This is a genomic window from Runella sp. SP2, assembly GCF_003711225.1.
Lineage (GTDB): Bacteria > Bacteroidota > Bacteroidia > Cytophagales > Spirosomataceae > Runella.
Map to the genome: position 1 here is coordinate 1541875 of NZ_CP031030.1, position 16875 is coordinate 1558749.

At 44.0% G+C, this 16875-nt stretch carries 11 protein-coding genes; 7 read left to right on the forward strand and 4 right to left on the reverse strand.

The window, feature by feature from the left end; translation table 11 throughout:
- Positions 1 to 20: 20 nt before the first annotated feature.
- From DTQ70_RS06510 to DTQ70_RS06525, 4 genes are all read left to right on the forward strand, one after another.
- Complete coding sequence (locus tag DTQ70_RS06510) at positions 21 to 2252, forward strand: molybdopterin cofactor-binding domain-containing protein (protein ID WP_122934293.1); 2232 nt, start codon at positions 21 to 23, stop codon at positions 2250 to 2252.
- Between the two features lie 112 nt (positions 2253 to 2364).
- On the forward strand, positions 2365 to 2832 hold the full coding sequence (locus DTQ70_RS06515; RefSeq protein WP_122930062.1) for a (2Fe-2S)-binding protein: 468 nt from the start codon (positions 2365 to 2367) through the stop codon (positions 2830 to 2832).
- Between the two features lie 9 nt (positions 2833 to 2841).
- A complete protein-coding gene (locus DTQ70_RS06520) occupies positions 2842 to 5097 on the forward strand; it encodes a xanthine dehydrogenase family protein molybdopterin-binding subunit (RefSeq protein ID WP_122930063.1) in 2256 nt (751 codons plus the stop codon).
- A 164-nt stretch (positions 5098 to 5261) separates the two neighbouring features.
- Entirely contained in the window at positions 5262 to 6383 is a 1122-nt protein-coding gene (locus DTQ70_RS06525) for an ATP-binding protein (RefSeq protein ID WP_122930064.1), read from the forward strand.
- A 44-nt stretch (positions 6384 to 6427) separates the two neighbouring features.
- On the opposite strand, the gene DTQ70_RS31290 is transcribed toward DTQ70_RS06525, so the two are convergent.
- On the reverse strand, positions 6428 to 6601 hold the full coding sequence (locus DTQ70_RS31290) for an AAA family ATPase (RefSeq protein ID WP_122930065.1): 174 nt from the start codon (positions 6599 to 6601) through the stop codon (positions 6428 to 6430).
- Positions 6602 to 6784: 183 nt separating this feature from the next.
- Between DTQ70_RS31290 and DTQ70_RS06535 the strand changes: the two genes are divergently transcribed.
- The 3 genes from DTQ70_RS06535 to DTQ70_RS06545 all read left to right on the forward strand — a co-directional run bounded on the left by DTQ70_RS06535 (position 6785) and on the right by DTQ70_RS06545 (position 10059).
- Positions 6785 to 7336, forward strand: a complete 552-nt coding sequence (locus DTQ70_RS06535) for a gluconate 2-dehydrogenase subunit 3 family protein (RefSeq protein ID WP_122930066.1) — start codon at positions 6785 to 6787, stop codon at positions 7334 to 7336.
- Positions 7337 to 7438: 102 nt separating this feature from the next.
- Complete coding sequence (locus DTQ70_RS06540) at positions 7439 to 9154, forward strand: GMC oxidoreductase (protein ID WP_122930067.1); 1716 nt, start codon at positions 7439 to 7441, stop codon at positions 9152 to 9154.
- Between the two features lie 62 nt (positions 9155 to 9216).
- Complete coding sequence (locus DTQ70_RS06545; protein ID WP_122934294.1) at positions 9217 to 10059, forward strand: sugar phosphate isomerase/epimerase; 843 nt, start codon at positions 9217 to 9219, stop codon at positions 10057 to 10059.
- 112 nt (positions 10060 to 10171) lie between these two features.
- On the opposite strand, the gene DTQ70_RS06550 is transcribed toward DTQ70_RS06545, so the two are convergent.
- The 3 genes from DTQ70_RS06550 to DTQ70_RS06560 form a co-directional block, all read right to left on the reverse strand.
- Positions 10172 to 11665 carry a VCBS repeat-containing protein gene (locus DTQ70_RS06550; RefSeq protein WP_122930068.1) on the reverse strand — a complete coding sequence of 498 codons (1494 nt, stop codon included), beginning with the start codon at positions 11663 to 11665 and terminating at the stop codon, positions 10172 to 10174.
- A 133-nt stretch (positions 11666 to 11798) separates the two neighbouring features.
- Complete coding sequence (locus tag DTQ70_RS06555; protein WP_122930069.1) at positions 11799 to 13367, reverse strand: SusD/RagB family nutrient-binding outer membrane lipoprotein; 1569 nt, start codon at positions 13365 to 13367, stop codon at positions 11799 to 11801.
- A gap of 33 nt (positions 13368 to 13400) precedes the next feature.
- Entirely contained in the window at positions 13401 to 16715 is a 3315-nt protein-coding gene (locus DTQ70_RS06560) for a SusC/RagA family TonB-linked outer membrane protein (protein ID WP_122930070.1), read from the reverse strand.
- Between the last annotated feature and the right edge of the window lie 160 nt (positions 16716 to 16875).

Genomic DNA, 16875 nt, shown 5'->3' on the forward strand with positions numbered 1-16875 from the left:
TTTTATTTCAAAAAATGCAAATGAAGCCACAAAGTCGCCGTTCATTCTTAAAAGCCTCTGCTCTTTCGGGTGGTGGCTTTATGCTGAGTCTTAGTTTTTTGTCGGGTTCGACCTCATCAGCAGCTAATACTATTGAAAGTTTACCGCTGGCGTTCAATGAACTTAACGGTTTCGTAAAAATCACTGCCGATAATGTCATCAAAATCATGTCGCCCAATCCCGAGGGCGGACAAGGCGTAAAAACCTCCATGCCCATGATTGTGGCGGAAGAATTGGACGTTGATTTCTCGAAAATCATTATTGAACAAGCCGATTTAGATACCAAACATTTTACCCGACAATTTATTGGTGGTAGTCAGGCTATCCACCAAGGTTGGCTGCCGTTGCGCCAAGCAGGGGCGGCTGCCCGCCAAATGCTCCGTGAAGCCGCCGCCAAAACATGGAATGTGCCAGTAGAAGAAATCAGTACTGAATTGGGCGTTTTGCATCATAAAAACTCAGGGAAATCTGCGAAATATGGCGAAATGGCAACGGCTGCGGCACAAATTCCAGTGCCTACAGCTATAAAATTGAAGGCAGTAAAGGATTTTAAAATCATCGGAAAAAGCCAACGAAATGTAGATTTAGATAAAATTGTTTCGGGAAAGCCACTCTTTGGTATTGATACCAAAGTGGATGGAATGTTGATAGCCATGATTGTTCATCCGCCAGCCATGGGTTTGAAATTTAAAGCTATTCAAAACGGGGCGATTGTTAAGAAAATGAAGGGCATTAAGGCTATTTTTCCTATCAAAATCTTTAATGACGATTACGAAAAAACTTTTTTTGACACCAATCAATTCAATGAAGTAGTTGCGATTGTGGGCAATAGCACTTGGGAGGTTATGCAAGCAAAAAAAGCCTTGAAAATTGATTGGCAAGAAGCTGAAACCATTGCTGAAAAAAGAAATATGATGGGTCGTAAAATGACCCAAAACATACCAGCAGGCTTAGAAAATTCAAATGACCATGCAGCAAAATTAGCCGAAGGCTTATCGAAACCTGCTAACGTTCGCCGAAAAGATGGAGACGTTGAAAATGCCTTCAAAAATGCGTCAAAAGTAATTGAACGTACATATAATGCTCCATTTTTGGCTCACAACTGCATGGAGCCAATGAATTTCTTTGCCCATGTTACCGACGAAAAAATATCGCTTTCAGGGCCACTCCAAAAACCCGAATTTACCGAGCAAGCCCTTTCAGCTCGTTTGGGAATTCCTTTGGAGAAAATAGATATAAAAATGACCCGTTTGGGAGGGGGCTTTGGTCGCCGCTCGTATGCACATTGGTTGATAGAAGCGGCTTTGATTTCTCAAAAAGTAAACGCACCTGTCAAACTCATTTATACCCGTGAAGACGACATGACAGCGGGAATTTATCGCCCAATGTACTCGGCAAAATACCGTGCGGCCCTTGATACCAACAATAATTTGATAGGTTTTCACGTAAAAGTGGGTGGAATGCCACAGACTCCTTTAGCTCCTAATCGCTTTCCTGCGGGAGCGGTTGACAATTATTTAGCTGAAGACTTTACCATCGACACCAACATTACGGTAGGTTCTTATAGAGCCCCACATTCCAATTTTATGGCGGCTGCCGAGCAATCATTTCTCGATGAAGTGGCCGAAGCCGCAGGCAAAGACCCGATAGCGTTCCGATTAGAATTGCTCAAACGAGCCAAAGTAAATCCCGTCGGTAAAAACAACGATTATCATCCCGAACGCTTCGCAAAAGTAATAGAACTGGTGCGGGATAAAGCCAATTGGGACGCTACTAAAACCTCCAAGAAATTAGGTTTTTCCGCCTATTTCTGTCACGATTCGTATGCTGCTCATGTGCTTGATTTAGAAATCAAAGACGGTTCGCCTCAAATTAATAAAGTATGGTGTGCCATTGATTGTGGAATCGTGGTCAATCCTGATGCTGCTAAAAATATGTCAGAAGGTGGAATTGTTGATGCGATTGGTGCTGCCATGTACGGAAAAATGACATTCTCGAAAGGTGTTCCAGAGGCTAATAATTTTCATCAATATCGCATGATTCGTCATAGCGAAGCTCCGAAAGCGATTGAAATTCATTTTGTAGAAAATACTGAAAAACCCACGGGCATGGGTGAGCCAGCCTATCCGCCTGTCTATGCTGCTTTGGCAAATGCTTTATACAAGGCAACAGGCAAGCGTCTTTACAATCAACCTTTCAGCGAAAACGTATAAGTATGTAACTTTTTCTGTTTGATTTTCGTAAGTAACGGTTTGAAAACTGTTGTTTTTTGTGGAAATTCCTGTATATTTTTGTTAAATTTTCTTTCTAACATATTCCTAAGTCATGGCAAAGTATAATCTTAAAATCAATGGCAAAGCGCGTCAAGTGGATGTTGATCCAAACACGCCCATGCTTTGGGTATTACGCGATAGTCTCAATTTGGTCGGTACAAAGTTTGGCTGCGGCATGGCTCAGTGCGGAGCTTGTACCATTCATTTGGACGGGAACGCCGTTCGCTCGTGCGTGTTGCCCGTGTCAGCGATTGGCAAATCAGCCATCACAACCATCGAAGGACTTTCTGAAAAAGGCGACCACCCCGTCCAAAAAGCGTGGCTCGAACATGATGTAGCACAATGCGGCTATTGTCAAACGGGGCAAATTATGACGGCAACGGCCTTGCTAAAAAATAACCCTAACCCGAGCGAAGCTGATATTGATGCCGCCATGAGCGGTAATATTTGCCGTTGTGGGACGTATTTGAGAATTAAAGATGCCATTAAATCTGCTGCCAAAACATCAAACGCTAAATAAGAAAAGACGATGAAAAATATAAAATCACAAAGCAGAAGAGATTTTCTAAAGTCTTCGGCTTTGGCAGGCGGCGGGATGATGCTCAGTTTTAGCTGGTTTTCGAGCGCCAAAGCCGCTGAAAAAATACAGGAATTGAACTTGCCAGAGCCACAGTGGTCAGAGCTAGCCGCTTACATCAAAATTACACCCGATAATGTCGTGAAAATTTTGGTGCCCAATCCAGAGTTTGGCCAAAACGTGATGACTTCGTTGCCAATGATGGTAGCTGAAGAACTCGACGTTGATTGGAAAAACGTGGTGGTCGAAATGAGTACGCACGACAATGTCAAATACGGAGCACAGTTTACGGGGGGAAGTAATTCGGTAAGAATGTACTGGAAACCGCTCCGAAATGCAGGGGCGGCTGCCCGTCAAATGCTCATCGAAGCGGCAGCACAAACGTGGGGAGTGACGGCTTCTGAAATTACAACGAAAGCGGGTATTTTGTCGCATTCGAGTGGAAAAACGGCGAACTATGGCCAAATGGCCTCAAAAGCGGCTACCTTGCCCGTTCCGAAAGACGTCAAATTGAAAGCTCCTAAAGATTTCTCCATCGTAAGTCATTCAAAGAAAAATACCGAAGGCGTAAAAGTGGTAACAGGAAAGCCGCTTTTTGGGATGGATTACAAAGTAGATGGAATGTTGATTGCCATGATTCAGCACCCGCCTGCTTTCGGTATGAAACTCAAGTCGTTTGATGCCACTGCCGTCAAGAAAATGCCAGGTATCAAAGACGTATTTAGCTTTAAATTGTATGACGACGGGTTTGAGCAGGCAGGTTTTGATACCCGCGCTTTCAACGAAATGATAGCTATTGTAGGGAATAGTACTTGGGAGGTGATGAACGCCCGCAAAAAGTTGGTTGTGCAATGGGAAGCGGCGGGCGAGGTGAAAGAAACCATGATGGGGAGAGGTGGTAAGCGGGAAGTGACCGTGCCTGGCCGATTAGAAACCACAAGTGCGCAATTTGAGATGATGGCGGAGTATGCTGCAAGACCAGCCCAACAACTCCGAAAAGATGGTGACCCTGAAACGGCTTTCAAAAATGCGGCTCAAATCATTGAACGCACGTACAATGCACCGTTTTTGGCCCATAATTGCATGGAACCCATGAACTTCTTTGCGCACGTACAAGAAGACAAAGCCTTGGTAGCGGGACCGTTGCAAGCGCCAGGCTGGATGGAGCCAACTCTTGTAAAATTGTTAAACCTCCCTGCCGATAAAATCGAAATTCAAATGACGCGCATGGGGGGAGGTTTTGGACGCAGGGCCTACGGGTCTTACGTGTATGAAGCGGCCCGTATTTCCCAAAAAATGAAAGCCCCCGTCAAGCTGATTTATACGCGGGAGGATGACATGACGTACGGAATTTACCGACCCATGTACACCGCTACGTATCGGGCGGCGTTGGATGCCAATAAAAACCTGATTGGTTTCCACGTCAAAGGCGGAGGAATCCCCGAAAACCCCGTTCATGCCAATCGTTTTCCTGCGGGTGCGGTGGACAATTACTTGGCCGAAGGCTGGGAAATTCCGTCAAATATCACAATTGGGGCATTTAGAGCACCGCGTTCCAATTTCAACGCTGCTGCCGAGCAGTCGTTTTTGGACGAAGTAGCAGCTGCGATGGGCAAAGACCCGATTGAAATGCGGTTGGAGTTGCTGAAACGGGCCAAAGAAAACCCCGTGGGTAAAAACAATGATTACGATGCCAACAGATACATCGGTGTATTAGAACTGCTGAAAGAAAAATCGGGCTGGGGAAAACCCGAAAATGCGGGTAAAAAACGGGGCGTTGCGGCCTATTTTTGCCACGCTTCCTACGCGGGGCATGTCGTTGATATGGTGATGAAAGACGGTCAGCCGTACGTGGAGGCTGTCACATCAGCTATTGACTGTGGAGTCGTCGTCAACCCTGATGCTGCTCGCAATATGGTGCAGGGAGCCGTAGTGGACGGTATTGGAAATTCGTTTTATGGCGCTTTAACGCACAAAGACGGGGCGGCGGAGCAAAACAACTTCCATACTTACCGCATGATTCGCCACAACGAAGCACCGAAGAAAATTGACGTTCATTTTGTGCAAAGCGAAGTTGACCCGACAGGACTTGGTGAGCCGCCGTTCCCGCCTGTGTTTGGGGCGGTTGCCAATGCGTTGTTTCAAACGACGGGCAAACGTTACTATAATCAGCCGTTTAAGGTAGAAATTGAAAAGCCGAAGTCATAAAATAGACTTTTTAATAACTATAGCCGCGAATCCGCTAATGATGTGTATTCGTGGCTTTTCTGTGTGTATATGTGAAAAATCAATCGTCAAGAAAAAAGGAGAGAGATACTGTAATCAATAAATTTATATAAATTTGTAGATTATAATCTGTAGATTTATATAAAATGATAGAAAGAAAGCTCAAGGTGCACTTGGAAGGTCACTGGAATGAGGGTAAAGTATTGATTGTTTTAGGGCCGCGCCAAGTGGGCAAAACAACCTTATTGGAATATTTGTGCAGCCAAACAGGGGACTACCTTTTATTAAATGGTGATGACCCGATTGTGCGACAGACCCTTGAAAACATCGGGGAGGTGCAGCTCAAACAACTCATTGGGAAGTACCAAACGGTGTTTATTGACGAAGCCCAAAGGATTCCCAACATTGGACTTACGCTAAAAATTATTCACGACCGCATCAAAAATATAAGGGTTGTGGTAAGTGGTTCGTCAGCGTTGGAATTGAGCAGCAATATCAACGAGCCACTCACAGGGCGTAAATGGGAGTATCATTTATATCCTATTAGTTGGCAAGAGTTAAGTCAGCATATAGGTTTTTTAGGAGTAAAACAACAGTTTGAAATACGACTCATTTATGGAATGTATCCCGAAATAATCAATAGACTTGGTGATGAAGAGGCTGTTTTGAAACAGTTGGCAAGCAGCTATTTGTACAAAGATTTATTGAATTATAATGGTATTCGTAAGCCAGAAATTTTATCTAAGTTGTTGATTGCTTTGGCATTACAAGTTGGGTCGGAGGTTTCGTACAATGAGTTGGCTCAATTGCTCAGAATAGATCGAGCGACGGTAGAACAGTATATTGGGCTGCTGGAACAAGCATACGTAATTTTTAGACTTAACCCACTTAGTCGAAATGTTCGGAACGAAATTAGTTCGAGCAGGAAAATCTACTTTTACGATAATGGTATTAGAAACGCCCTCATTGGGAATTTTAATCCGTTGGCATTAAGAAATGATACAGGAGCTTTATGGGAAAACTTCTTGATAAGCGAGCGTCTGAAAGCAAATCACTACAACAACAGTACGACAAAAGCTTATTTTTGGCGAACCCACGCCCAGCAAGAAATTGATTATATTGAAGAACGAGGCGGACAGATGTATGCGTACGAATTCAAATGGAATCCCAAAGCCAAAAATAAGTTCCCCAATTCTTTTGTAGAAGCATATCAACCAGTTGAAAAACAGCTGATTATTCCTGATAATTTTGAGGATTTTTTGAGATAAAACATGCCAAGATAGTTTAGTATTAGGAAGGCATTCACCATTTATTAATGAGGTAGTTTTTGGTCGAATTTTGTTAAAATAACTTGTTCAAATTCTCTTTTCCCAAACTCTTTCATCAGCCATGTTTTTCCTACTTGTCTTGCTCCTTGCAAAATGAGCGGCTTTCTTGTGGACGAATTTTTCCAGTTTAGTAGGTCTTGATATATGTGTTGTATCATATTTTTCCTTTGAAAAAGTGTCACCTTCCCGAAAGTTCCAAACTTTCGGGAAGGTGATAATTGATGTTCCAATAAAAGTTTCAAACTTTTGGGAAGGTGACAATTGTGCGCTAACGGTTAAAAAACAGCCTTAAAATTCTTTTAAAATAATTAACCCAATTTACCAATCAACTCTAAGAAAGAATGAACAGAAGAGAGGTCATTAAAAGTGTTGCTTTGATGTTTGGAGGAACGCTATCGGCGCCAACCCTTATGGCCATGAACCACTGGGAACAGGCCACTACTCCTGACACAAATGCGGCGGCGTTTAGCCTAACGGCGACGCAGCAAAAGATTGTCGCGGAAGTAGCCGAAATGATTATCCCCAAAACAAATACAGTAGGAGCCAAAGACGTGGGTGTGCCAGCATTTGTCGAAATGATGCTCAAAGACTGCTACTTACCACCTGACCACCAGCGTTTTTTAGAGGGCTTAACTTCTTTGGAACAAATGAAATTTTTGGAACTGAACGAGGCCGAACGGCGCGGTGCACTCAAAATGATGGAGCAACAAACCAAAGAACAAATGAAGACGCCATCGAAAACGGTTCCTTTTTGGCGTTTGATGAAAGAACTGACGTTGTTGGGGTATTTTACTTCAGAAGCGGGTATCAAGGCTTCCTTTGAGTACGTACAAATTCCTGGGAAATTGGAAAACATCAAGCTCAAACCCAACCAAAAATCATACGCGTATTAAATGTAAATTTAGTGATGAGTTATAAGAGAGGAGTGATAAGAATTTCTTAATTACTCATCTCTTAAATCTCATCACTTATCACTCATTAAATTATTGAAAGTCATGTACTTAAATATAAAAGCAACGAAAGATAATACCTTTGACGCCATTGTCGTTGGGTCGGGGATGACGGGCGGTTTTGCGGCGAAAGAACTGACCGAAAAAGGCATGAAAGTGTTGATGATTGAGCGTGGAAAAGAAATCAAGCACGTTCAGGATTACGACACGGCCATGAAACAGCCGTGGGAAATTGAACACCGTGGCAAAACCACGCTCGTTTCGGCCGAAGAACGCTGGGCTAATAGCCGTTTTTGGGGGCTGGGTAGCGAAGAAGTGGTAAACCATTTGACCAACGATAAAGAAAATCCGTATATAGAAAAGCGCCCCTTTGACTGGATTCGCGCCTACCATACAGGAGGCAAGTCCATGCACTGGGGACGTCAGTCGTACCGTTGGAACAAACAAGATTTTGAAGCCAATGCCAAAGAAGGCATCGGCATCGACTGGCCGATTCGGTACGAAGATTTGGAGCCTTGGTACACGCATGTCGAAAAATTTGTGGGCGTAAGTGGCCAAAAAGAAGGCTTAGACGTACTGCCCGACGGGCATTTTTTGCCGCCCATGCCGCTGTTTGCGCCTGAGGCTTATTTCAAAAAAGTGATGTTCGACAAGTTCAATCGCCCCGTAACGGTAGGGCGGGTGGCCAACCTTACGCAACCCCAAGCCATTCATACTGAACTTGGTAGAGCGTCGTGCCAGTACCGTAACAAGTGCGCGCGTGGATGTCCTTATGGTGGATATTATAGCTCGCTGTCGGGGGCGATTCCCGCTGCCATGCGTACCAAACGCCTAACGATGTTACACGATTCGATTGTGGCCGAAATTATCTATGATGACCAAAAAAATAAGGCCGTTGGCGTTCGGGTTATCAATCAGCATAACAATCTTGTTACCGATTATTTCTCAAAAATTATCTTCTTAAACGCAGGTTCTATCAATACTGCTGCGTTGATGCTTAACTCTAAATCGAGGCGTTTCCCCAACGGATTCGGAAACGATAGCGACCAAGTAGGGCGTAATCTCATGGATCACCAACTTGGCGCAGGAGCTACGGCGAGTATCGAGGGCTTTGAAGACGATTATGTATATGGACAGCGCCCCAACGCGCTCTACATTCCTCGTTTCCGAAACTGGGGGAACGACAAGCAAACGGCGTATCTCAGGGGCTTTGGCTACCAAGGCGGAGCGAGCCGCGAAGGTTGGAACCGTGGCGTGGCCGCCGATGGTTTTGGCAGTGATTTTAAAGAAAACCTCACCAAGCCAGGCGCGTGGACGATTAGTATTGGAGGGTTTGGGGAAGTGTTGCCCGACCCCAACAACCGAATGTACCTCGACCCCGATAAAAAAGACAAATGGGGCGTGCCGTTGATTGTGTTTGATGCGGCCTTTAGTGACAACGACCGTGCAATTCGCAAGGACATCGTAGCTTCGGCGGTAGAAATGCTGGAAACGGCGGGTTTCAAAAACGTGACTCCTTACGACCGCCCGACCCACCTTGGATTGGGTATTCACGACATGGGAACGGCTCGGATGGGGCGCGACCCAAAAACGTCGGTCTTGAATTCTTTCAACCAAGTGCATGACAGTAAAAATGTATTTGTGACCGATGGCGCGGCGATGGCTTCGGCTTCTTGTGTCAATCCATCCATTACCTACATGGCGCTTACGGCCCGTGCAGTAGATCATGCAGTGAAGTCTTTGAAAAAAAGAGAATTGTAACTCAAAACAGTATCTGTTTCCTTTTTTTGCCTTTCTTAATGAAAAAAGTACCAGAGAAAAAGATGAATAACCGTAGAAAGTTTCTTAAACAAGCAAGTAGCGCTTTGGCGATTGGGGCAGTTGCACCCGCGATGGCGCACGAAAACGCGGCCACGCCCAAAGCCCAAGAAGATTTGTTCAAGCTAGGAATCGCAGGCTATAGTTTTGTGCATTTTAAACTAGATCAAGCCCTCGAAATGATGCGTAAGGTGGACGTTCACTACCTGTGTATCAAAGATTTTCACTTGCCTTTTAATAGTACCGACGAACAAATCGCGGCGTTTCATGCGACCCTCAAAGCCTCCAACGTAACGGGCTACGCTGTGGGGCCGATTTACATGAAAACGACCCAAGAAATCGACAATGGTTTTGAATATGCAAAACGCGTTGGAGTAAAACTTATCGTGGGCGTACCAAACGAAGAGTTGTTGCCGTATATCGACAAAAAAGTGAAGGAATACGACATGCGTTATGCAATTCACATTCACGGGCCTGACATTAAATTGTGGCCAAATGCGTCGTCGGTTATCAATGCCGTTAAAAACCTTGATCCGCGTATGGGATTGTGTTTTGACATGGGGCACGATGCGCGTTTTGGCGATGACCCAATTGCCGACCTCAAAAAATACGCCGACCGCATTTTTGACATTCACCTCAAAAACGTAACGGCGGCTTCTAAAGAAGGAAAAACCTGCGAACTCGGACGCGGTATCATCGACGTGCCTGCCTTTGTGGCCATGCTTCGCAAAATCAAGTACAGCGGAAGTTGTAGCCTTGAGTATGAAAAAGACATGAAAGACCCGTTGGCAGGTATCGCCGAATCGGTGGGGTACTTCAAAGGAGTTTGCCAAGCGAGCCGTAAATAGTCAAGAGCAGTCAGTAATAAGTAAAAGGGGTTGGGTAAGGCTTTGGCCAATATCCAGCCCCTTTTAAATGATTAAGCACAGTTAACGATTAACGGATAACAATTAACTTTGCTTATTTTATGTGTTGATTTTTTAAAACAAGAAGCTGAGGGATGGACAAAATCCCTTTGAACATAAGCTTCGTTAGTTCGCCAACGTTGTGAAAATACGAGCCAAGTACAAGGTCGGTATCGCCGTCGCGGTCGATGTCGGCGGCTTCTAAAGTAAGCCACTTTCCTGCGGCGGCAGCTTGCGTGCTTGAGACATCAAATTGAAAGTTACCTTTGTTAGAAAAATACAAAAATCCTTGTTCTGGTTGGCCGAGGTCGTCGTAAAAGGAGATGGCGGCGATGTCGATGTCGCCGTCGTTGTCAAAATCTCGCGCCACCGCTTTGCTGGTGCCGTAGAGCGGATAAAACCATGCTTCCTTAAAATTGTCTTTCCCATCGTTCAGAAAAAGACGGATGCCGTGGTAGTTTTTGGAGATGGCCGAATAATCCCAATTGTCGCCGTTGGTCAATAAAATATCTAAAGTGCCGTCTTTGTTAAAATCCACGAACTCAAAATAACTTACACCATACACAGGTGGGAATTGAAGTACCACTTTTTCTTTAAATTGGCCTTTGCCGAGGTTATAAAAAATGTGAATACTTTCGCGGGCTTGTGCCATCAACACCACGATGTCAGGTTTTTTGTCGTTGTTCATGTCTCTGATTTCCACCCTGCGCGCGCCAGGTAGAGCGAGCAAAATGTGTTCTTTTTCGGGCAACATACTCTCGTACCACGCCAGTTTTCCCGTATTATTTCCAAAGTGACAAATCACGACATCTTCTTGGCCGTCTTGGTTGAGGTCGGCCGTAGCAAAGTCAACACCCCGCTGAATGGCGTCAAAATAAAGGGTGGCGTTGGCCATGGTAGTATCAAGAACAATTAATTTCCCCAATGCCTGGTCAGAAGGGCGAAATGACCCAATTGTGAGTAAGCGGGGAGGGGCATTGGTTGGAAATGAAATGGCAGACGGTGGACTATCGACATTCCATGTCATGCGCAACTGAAGAAGTGAATCGACTTCGTACAATTCATTTTGGGCATCACCCACGTACAAAATGCCATTTTTGGGGTTAAACTTGAGTAGTGACGTTTGCGGAATGGGCTTGTCGTGCACTTTTACTTCGAGGGCTTCAAACTGTGACAAAGTCGGTAAGATGGAAGCGTGTTTGGACTGTGGCAATGGCGACTCGGGGGCAGTTTGAACGTAGAAATCAACAATCTGTTTCCACGCTTCTTGCGACAATTGGGGTGTTTCTGGATACGCGCCTGATTGCCTCAACACGGCTTCTTCCTTAGGGTCGAGGTCTTCGTACGGATTTTTACCTGCGTCTTTGATACCCAACCGAAGGCCCATGTTGGGAAGTACGCTATTCGCCCACGTTTTTTTGTCCAACAAGGCTGGTTCAGGGTACAGATGGCAGCTTTGGCAATGCGTTAAAGCAAGTTGTTTTCCTTGAGAAAAAGCATTTGTTGACCAAAAGATTATAATGAGTAGTCCCGTAATTTTAGAAACCATAAGGGAGAAATTTGAATCGAAAAATAAAAAAAATTCCGAGATAAAACCTATCTCGGAATTCTAACTACTTACCAAAGTTCAACTCTAACGTTGTATTTTTAATGTATGAATACTGCATACATGGTTAAAAGTACTATTTAACATCCCAAAAAAGTTTGGTAGTTAGATTATCTTTTGCTTTTACAGTACCATAGTTAGTGGTATTGTAGATTTGCTCGCTTGATGGATAAATCCAGCGTACTGGAGGTTGGGTCTGCGCATTGGCATTATCTACCATAAAGCTAAATTTCGGCAAATCTAATCGACGAATTTCTGACCAACTTTCATACGGCTGAACTACACTGTAGTGAATCCACTTTTGAGTAGCGATAGCGGCTAGTTTATCTGTAGCCTTGTCCCAGCTGATACCATCACTATTGATATACTTCTGGATTTCGTCAGCGGTAGCAGGAGTTGGGGCAGCGATTGTATTATCATTACTAATTTTACTGAAATTATAGTAATACTCAACCGACTGCGCAATACCTTTTTCGTAAGCAGCTTTGGCGGCAGCTGCGTTGTTGGCTTTTAGATAGTACTCAGCAGCCAAGAAGCTCACCTCGGCAGCGTTGATGATAACACCAGGGAAAAACTGGTTACGACTTATTGTAGAGCGGTTATAAATCGAAAGTGTACCACCCGCAATCAACGCTTCTTGTGCTGATCCTGTCAACATTGGATCTAAACCAGCATATTTACCCGCAGCATTAGCACCTGGCTCAAACATTACGCGCAAACGAGGGTCTGTGTTTTTGTTCATGTGGTCAATCATCACTTTCCCTGCTACGTTTCCGTTCCAATCTTCCAAGCCTGTACGGAAGTTTTTGGAATGAATATCCGTATTGATGTCATACACTGCAATTTGGATATTTTCAGCGTTTGCTGAAACAACAGGATATTTAGTTGGGTTGCCCAAGATGTCTGCAATTTCCGTTTTAGCTCTAGCTGAAAAAGCCGAAGCATCCGAAACCCGCGTAAGAATGCGGAGGCGAAGCGAGTTACAGTATCTTTTCCACTGATTGATATCGCCTTTATTAACAAAGTCCTGCGTTTTGAAACCTGTCAAAATACCCGCATTGATACTAATTGTGTTAAGCTCGTCGGCAAATCCTTTAAGTTCGTCCAACATTTTGGTATAAACCGCATCTGCCGCATCGTAGGTTGCGAATGAGTTGTTAAAATCACCACCTTTAGTACTCAGAAGTCCTGCCGTAGAGAGTGGCATGTCGCCGTGTAAGTCAACGTTTTTCTGAACGTGATCGTAAAGATAGATGGTTGATGTAATCTTATAAATACGACGTAATGACTGGGCATCTGCGCTCAAAGCGTTGTAAATTTTTTCCATTTCGCGGTACTGAGCGAGGGTACCATAAAATGTATTCCAACGGTCAGAAATCAAACCACCTCCTGGAATGTACTGGTTATCGGCATTGACCCAACCAACAGCTTGGTTATAGCGATTGAGGGTTGGCCGAATCACAACGAAATAGTTCCAGTAATCTGGCAATACATACCATTTGTTGGCATTTAGAAAGCCAGTAAACTGCTTTTCGACGGTTGAGGTAGAGATTTTTGAAGGATCTGGGTACGCTTTCTCAAAGTCTGACTTTTCGCAGGCAGTAAGACCAAGCGTAGTTAAAGCGATTAGTGCTATTTTTTTCATTGTGTTTTCTTTCGTTTTGAATGACTCAACAAATTAGAAACTTGCTCTTAACATGATACCCATGGTACGAGTTGCAGGGTTTGTACCCGCGTTGTTAAGTGTTTGGAACCAGCGAGAACCAGCGGTTGTTTGTTCTGGATCCATGTCCTTGATAGAACGGTAAATGAAGAATGGGTTTCTTGCAAATACTGAAAGCGTCAATTGTTTAGCACCAATTTTATTAATGATATTGCTTGGCATTTGATAAGCAAGCGACAATTCACGTACTTTAACATAGTTGTTTTCAACTACGTATAATTCGTAGCGTGAAGAACCGTACTGAGGTCCACCCCAGTTGTAAGTAAGCCAATAGTAGTAGGCCTGTGAAATGACGTTGGTGTTTTTCTCACCGTTGGCAAGTACTCCGTCTAGCAACATACCATCGTTGAATACTTTTTCGCCGTTAGGGCCTTGTGTTGCTGTCGTTTGAATACCTTTACCATCTTTTACGTAGTAGCTAAGACCACCGCTTGCTGCATCCATGTACTTGGTACTTTCTTCCGTTAATCCTCGTGATGTCATCCAGAAAAGACCTGTAGGCATGACGTGTCCACCGTAACGGTAATCAATGTTAACATCTAATGTAATGCCTTTGTAAGAGAAGGTATTAAGCAAACCACCAACCGCTTTTGGCATCGCATTTCCGACTTTGTGCATGGTGCTTCCGTCAAGTTGGTACAAGCCATTAGGTTGTACAATCATTTGACCGTTGCTGCTACGGGCAACCAACGGCGTGTAGAAATCGCCCATAGCTTGACCTACAACCGAACGCAATTGAGCTGCTGCACCGTCAAAATCTGAGTGTAATAACTCCGTAGAGTTGTTAGCTAATTTTTCTACAACGTTTGTGTTTTTGGCAAACGTCAAGGTAGTTTCCCAATTAAGTTTACGCCCTTGGAGTGGAACGGCATTAAGTAACACTTCTATCCCTTTGTTACGAAGTGTACCAATGTTAGCCAATACTGAAGTAGCGCCCGAAGTAGCAGGAATTGTAAGTGGCAAAATTTGGTCTCTGATTTGGCCATTATAGTAGTTTAGCTCTAAGCCAAGTCGTTTACCAAAGAATTTTGTTTCTAAACCAAATTCGATTTCATGCTTCTGCTCTGGACGGATACCATCGTTTCCGAAAGATGACGAGATATTTGTGTAAAGAACAGGCTGACCACCTACTTGCTGAACACCCAAAGTACCTTGGTTGTAAGCAATATTAGCACGGTAAATATCTGGGAAGTTACCCACAATACCCCAAGAACCACGGATTTTACCAAAGCTAATGAAAGCTGGTAATTGGAAAGCATCCGAGAAAACAAAACTTGCATTAAGTGATGGGTAGGTAAAGGTATTGTTGTTAGGGTTCATGGTAGAAGTACGGTCGCGACGAATCGTTCCTTCCAAGAAAGCAAAACCTTTGTAATCTAAGTTGATTGTTCCAATCAAGGCATCCTTCACGATTGACCAACGTGATGAACCTGTACTTGCTAGGTTGACAGAAGCGGCAATATCAAACAAGTTTTCAGTACTCAAACCACCATTCGTTCCACGGTTTACCATTGTGTAAAGTTCTTTAGTCGCCGTGTAGCCACCCATTACGTTCAAATCTAGGTCTTTGGTGATTTTTTTGTTGTAGGTCAACAACGCATCTCCGTACATTAATGAAGAGATAGAGTTTGTCAAACCAAAGTAACCAGAGTATCCAAAAGCCAACGGGCGTTCTGTTGATTGGCGTGTTTCTTCGCGTTGCGAGGTGAAGTCAGTTGATGTACGCAAACGGAATTTAAGGTCTTTTGTGATTTGGTAGTGGTTGGTCATACTTGCAATCACGCGGTTATTAAATTCGTCGTAGCCGTGTTCTTTCACACGCCAAACGTAGTCTGCAATATCAGCCTTGAAACCATTGCGAATGATATTTTCGCTAGGAGTTAAGCTTTGACCATTTGCACCTTGCACAAAACGGTATCCTTGGCTGGTTTTGTATTTGTTGAAGTACCAGTCAGCATTGTCAAAACGACCAATCATTCCCGTGAAGTTGTTGATCATACGGTCGATAGAGTACGGACGGTTGAAGGTGTTTTGGTTAATGTAATTAATCATTACATCTGTCGTCCACTTTTTGCCAATTTTGAAACTACTGTTGAGGTTAGCAATATTTTTAACGTTTTGAGAACCGAAGCTGATACCACGGTTGTCTTGGCGAGTCAATGAGAAACGAATGTTTGAATTGTCGGTCGATTGAGACACAGCAACGTTGATGTTTGAGTTACTGCCTTGTTGATAGAGGCCTTCATAAGCAGTTGGTTGTGCTTCATAAGGACGAACCACGCCATCCCATGACATGATAGGCTTTCCATCAAATTTAGGACCGAAGTTGATACTAAAGTTAGTGATACCACGCGTATCTGGAGTACCGTCACCGTTTGTATCATAATAAATAAAACCTTCTGCATCTTGACCACCGTTGCTTACGTGAATAGGCGCACCTGCCCCGCGAATGTTTTGGTAGCGAGGCGTGTATGCGATTCTATCAACGCTATAACTCGTGTTGAAAGTAACGCCAAGTCCTTTTTTGCCTTTTCCGCTCTTAGTGGTAATAAGAACGACCCCGTTTACAGCTTCTGAACCGTAAAGTGCAGCAGCAGAAGCACCTTTCAAAATGTCAAGACGCTCGATGTCTTCAGGGTTGATGTCCAATAAACCGTTACCTCGAAGACGTTGGTCACTCCAGTAGTCGTTGTTTCTTACTTCTCCATCACGGATAGGTACCCCGTCTAATACTATAAGAGGCTGGTTTTTACCCGTAATTGAGTTGATACCACGAATCGTAATGTTGGTCGCACTTGTAGCGCCACCTGGCGTAGAGGCAATCCGAACACCAGCTGCTTTTCCGTAAAGTGCATTGGCGAAGTTTGGAGAGGCCGCAACAACGATTTTGTCTGACTTAATGCTAGAGGTAGCATAACCTGTCGCACGTTGTTCCTTTGAAAGGCCAAGACCTGTCACAACCACTTCTTGGAGTTGTGAAGCATCTTCTTGAAGGACAATTTCAATGGTTGAACGGTTTCCAACAGCAATCTCTTGCGTCTTAAAACCAATGTACGAAAAAACGAGGGTACTTTTTGAAGAGCCAGCAATGCTGAACTTTCCGTTGCCGTCGGTGGTCGTACCAGCACTTGTTCCTTTCACAACGATTGACACGCCTGGTAGTGGCTGTCCATCAGTTTGGGAAGTTACTTTCCCTGTAATCGTTTGCGCGAAAACAGAGCCGCCTATCATTGTCAGCAAGACAATCAGTGCAAGTAATTTGTGTTTCATTTGGTAATGGAGGTTAAAATTAAAAATAAATAAGAAAGGGATTCTTGGTGAAAATTGGTTGCGAGTGTAAAAATCTCATAGTAAGAGATTTAGGGACGTAGAGCTGACCAGTCATTTGATGCAAATAAGTAGCTGGGCTATAATTAAAAAAAAATAAAAA

Excerpts from the sequence above, each read along its gene's own strand:
- DTQ70_RS06525 (WP_122930064.1), top strand. The coding sequence starts at position 5,262 with ATGATAGAAAGAAAGCTCAAGGTGCACTTGGAAGGTCACTGGAATGAG.
- DTQ70_RS06560 (WP_122930070.1), bottom strand. The coding sequence starts at position 16,715 with ATGAAACACAAATTACTTGCACTGATTGTCTTGCTGACAATGATAGGC.
- DTQ70_RS06510 (WP_122934293.1), top strand. The coding sequence starts at position 21 with ATGAAGCCACAAAGTCGCCGTTCATTCTTAAAAGCCTCTGCTCTTTCG.
- DTQ70_RS06555 (WP_122930069.1), bottom strand. The coding sequence starts at position 13,367 with ATGAAAAAAATAGCACTAATCGCTTTAACTACGCTTGGTCTTACTGCC.
- DTQ70_RS06545 (WP_122934294.1), top strand. The coding sequence starts at position 9,217 with ATGAATAACCGTAGAAAGTTTCTTAAACAAGCAAGTAGCGCTTTGGCG.
- DTQ70_RS06535 (WP_122930066.1), top strand. The coding sequence starts at position 6,785 with ATGAACAGAAGAGAGGTCATTAAAAGTGTTGCTTTGATGTTTGGAGGA.
- DTQ70_RS31290 (WP_122930065.1), bottom strand. The coding sequence starts at position 6,601 with ATGATACAACACATATATCAAGACCTACTAAACTGGAAAAATTCGTCC.
- DTQ70_RS06520 (WP_122930063.1), top strand. The coding sequence starts at position 2,842 with ATGAAAAATATAAAATCACAAAGCAGAAGAGATTTTCTAAAGTCTTCG.
- DTQ70_RS06540 (WP_122930067.1), top strand. The coding sequence starts at position 7,439 with ATGTACTTAAATATAAAAGCAACGAAAGATAATACCTTTGACGCCATT.
- DTQ70_RS06550 (WP_122930068.1), bottom strand. The coding sequence starts at position 11,665 with ATGGTTTCTAAAATTACGGGACTACTCATTATAATCTTTTGGTCAACA.
- DTQ70_RS06515 (WP_122930062.1), top strand. The coding sequence starts at position 2,365 with ATGGCAAAGTATAATCTTAAAATCAATGGCAAAGCGCGTCAAGTGGAT.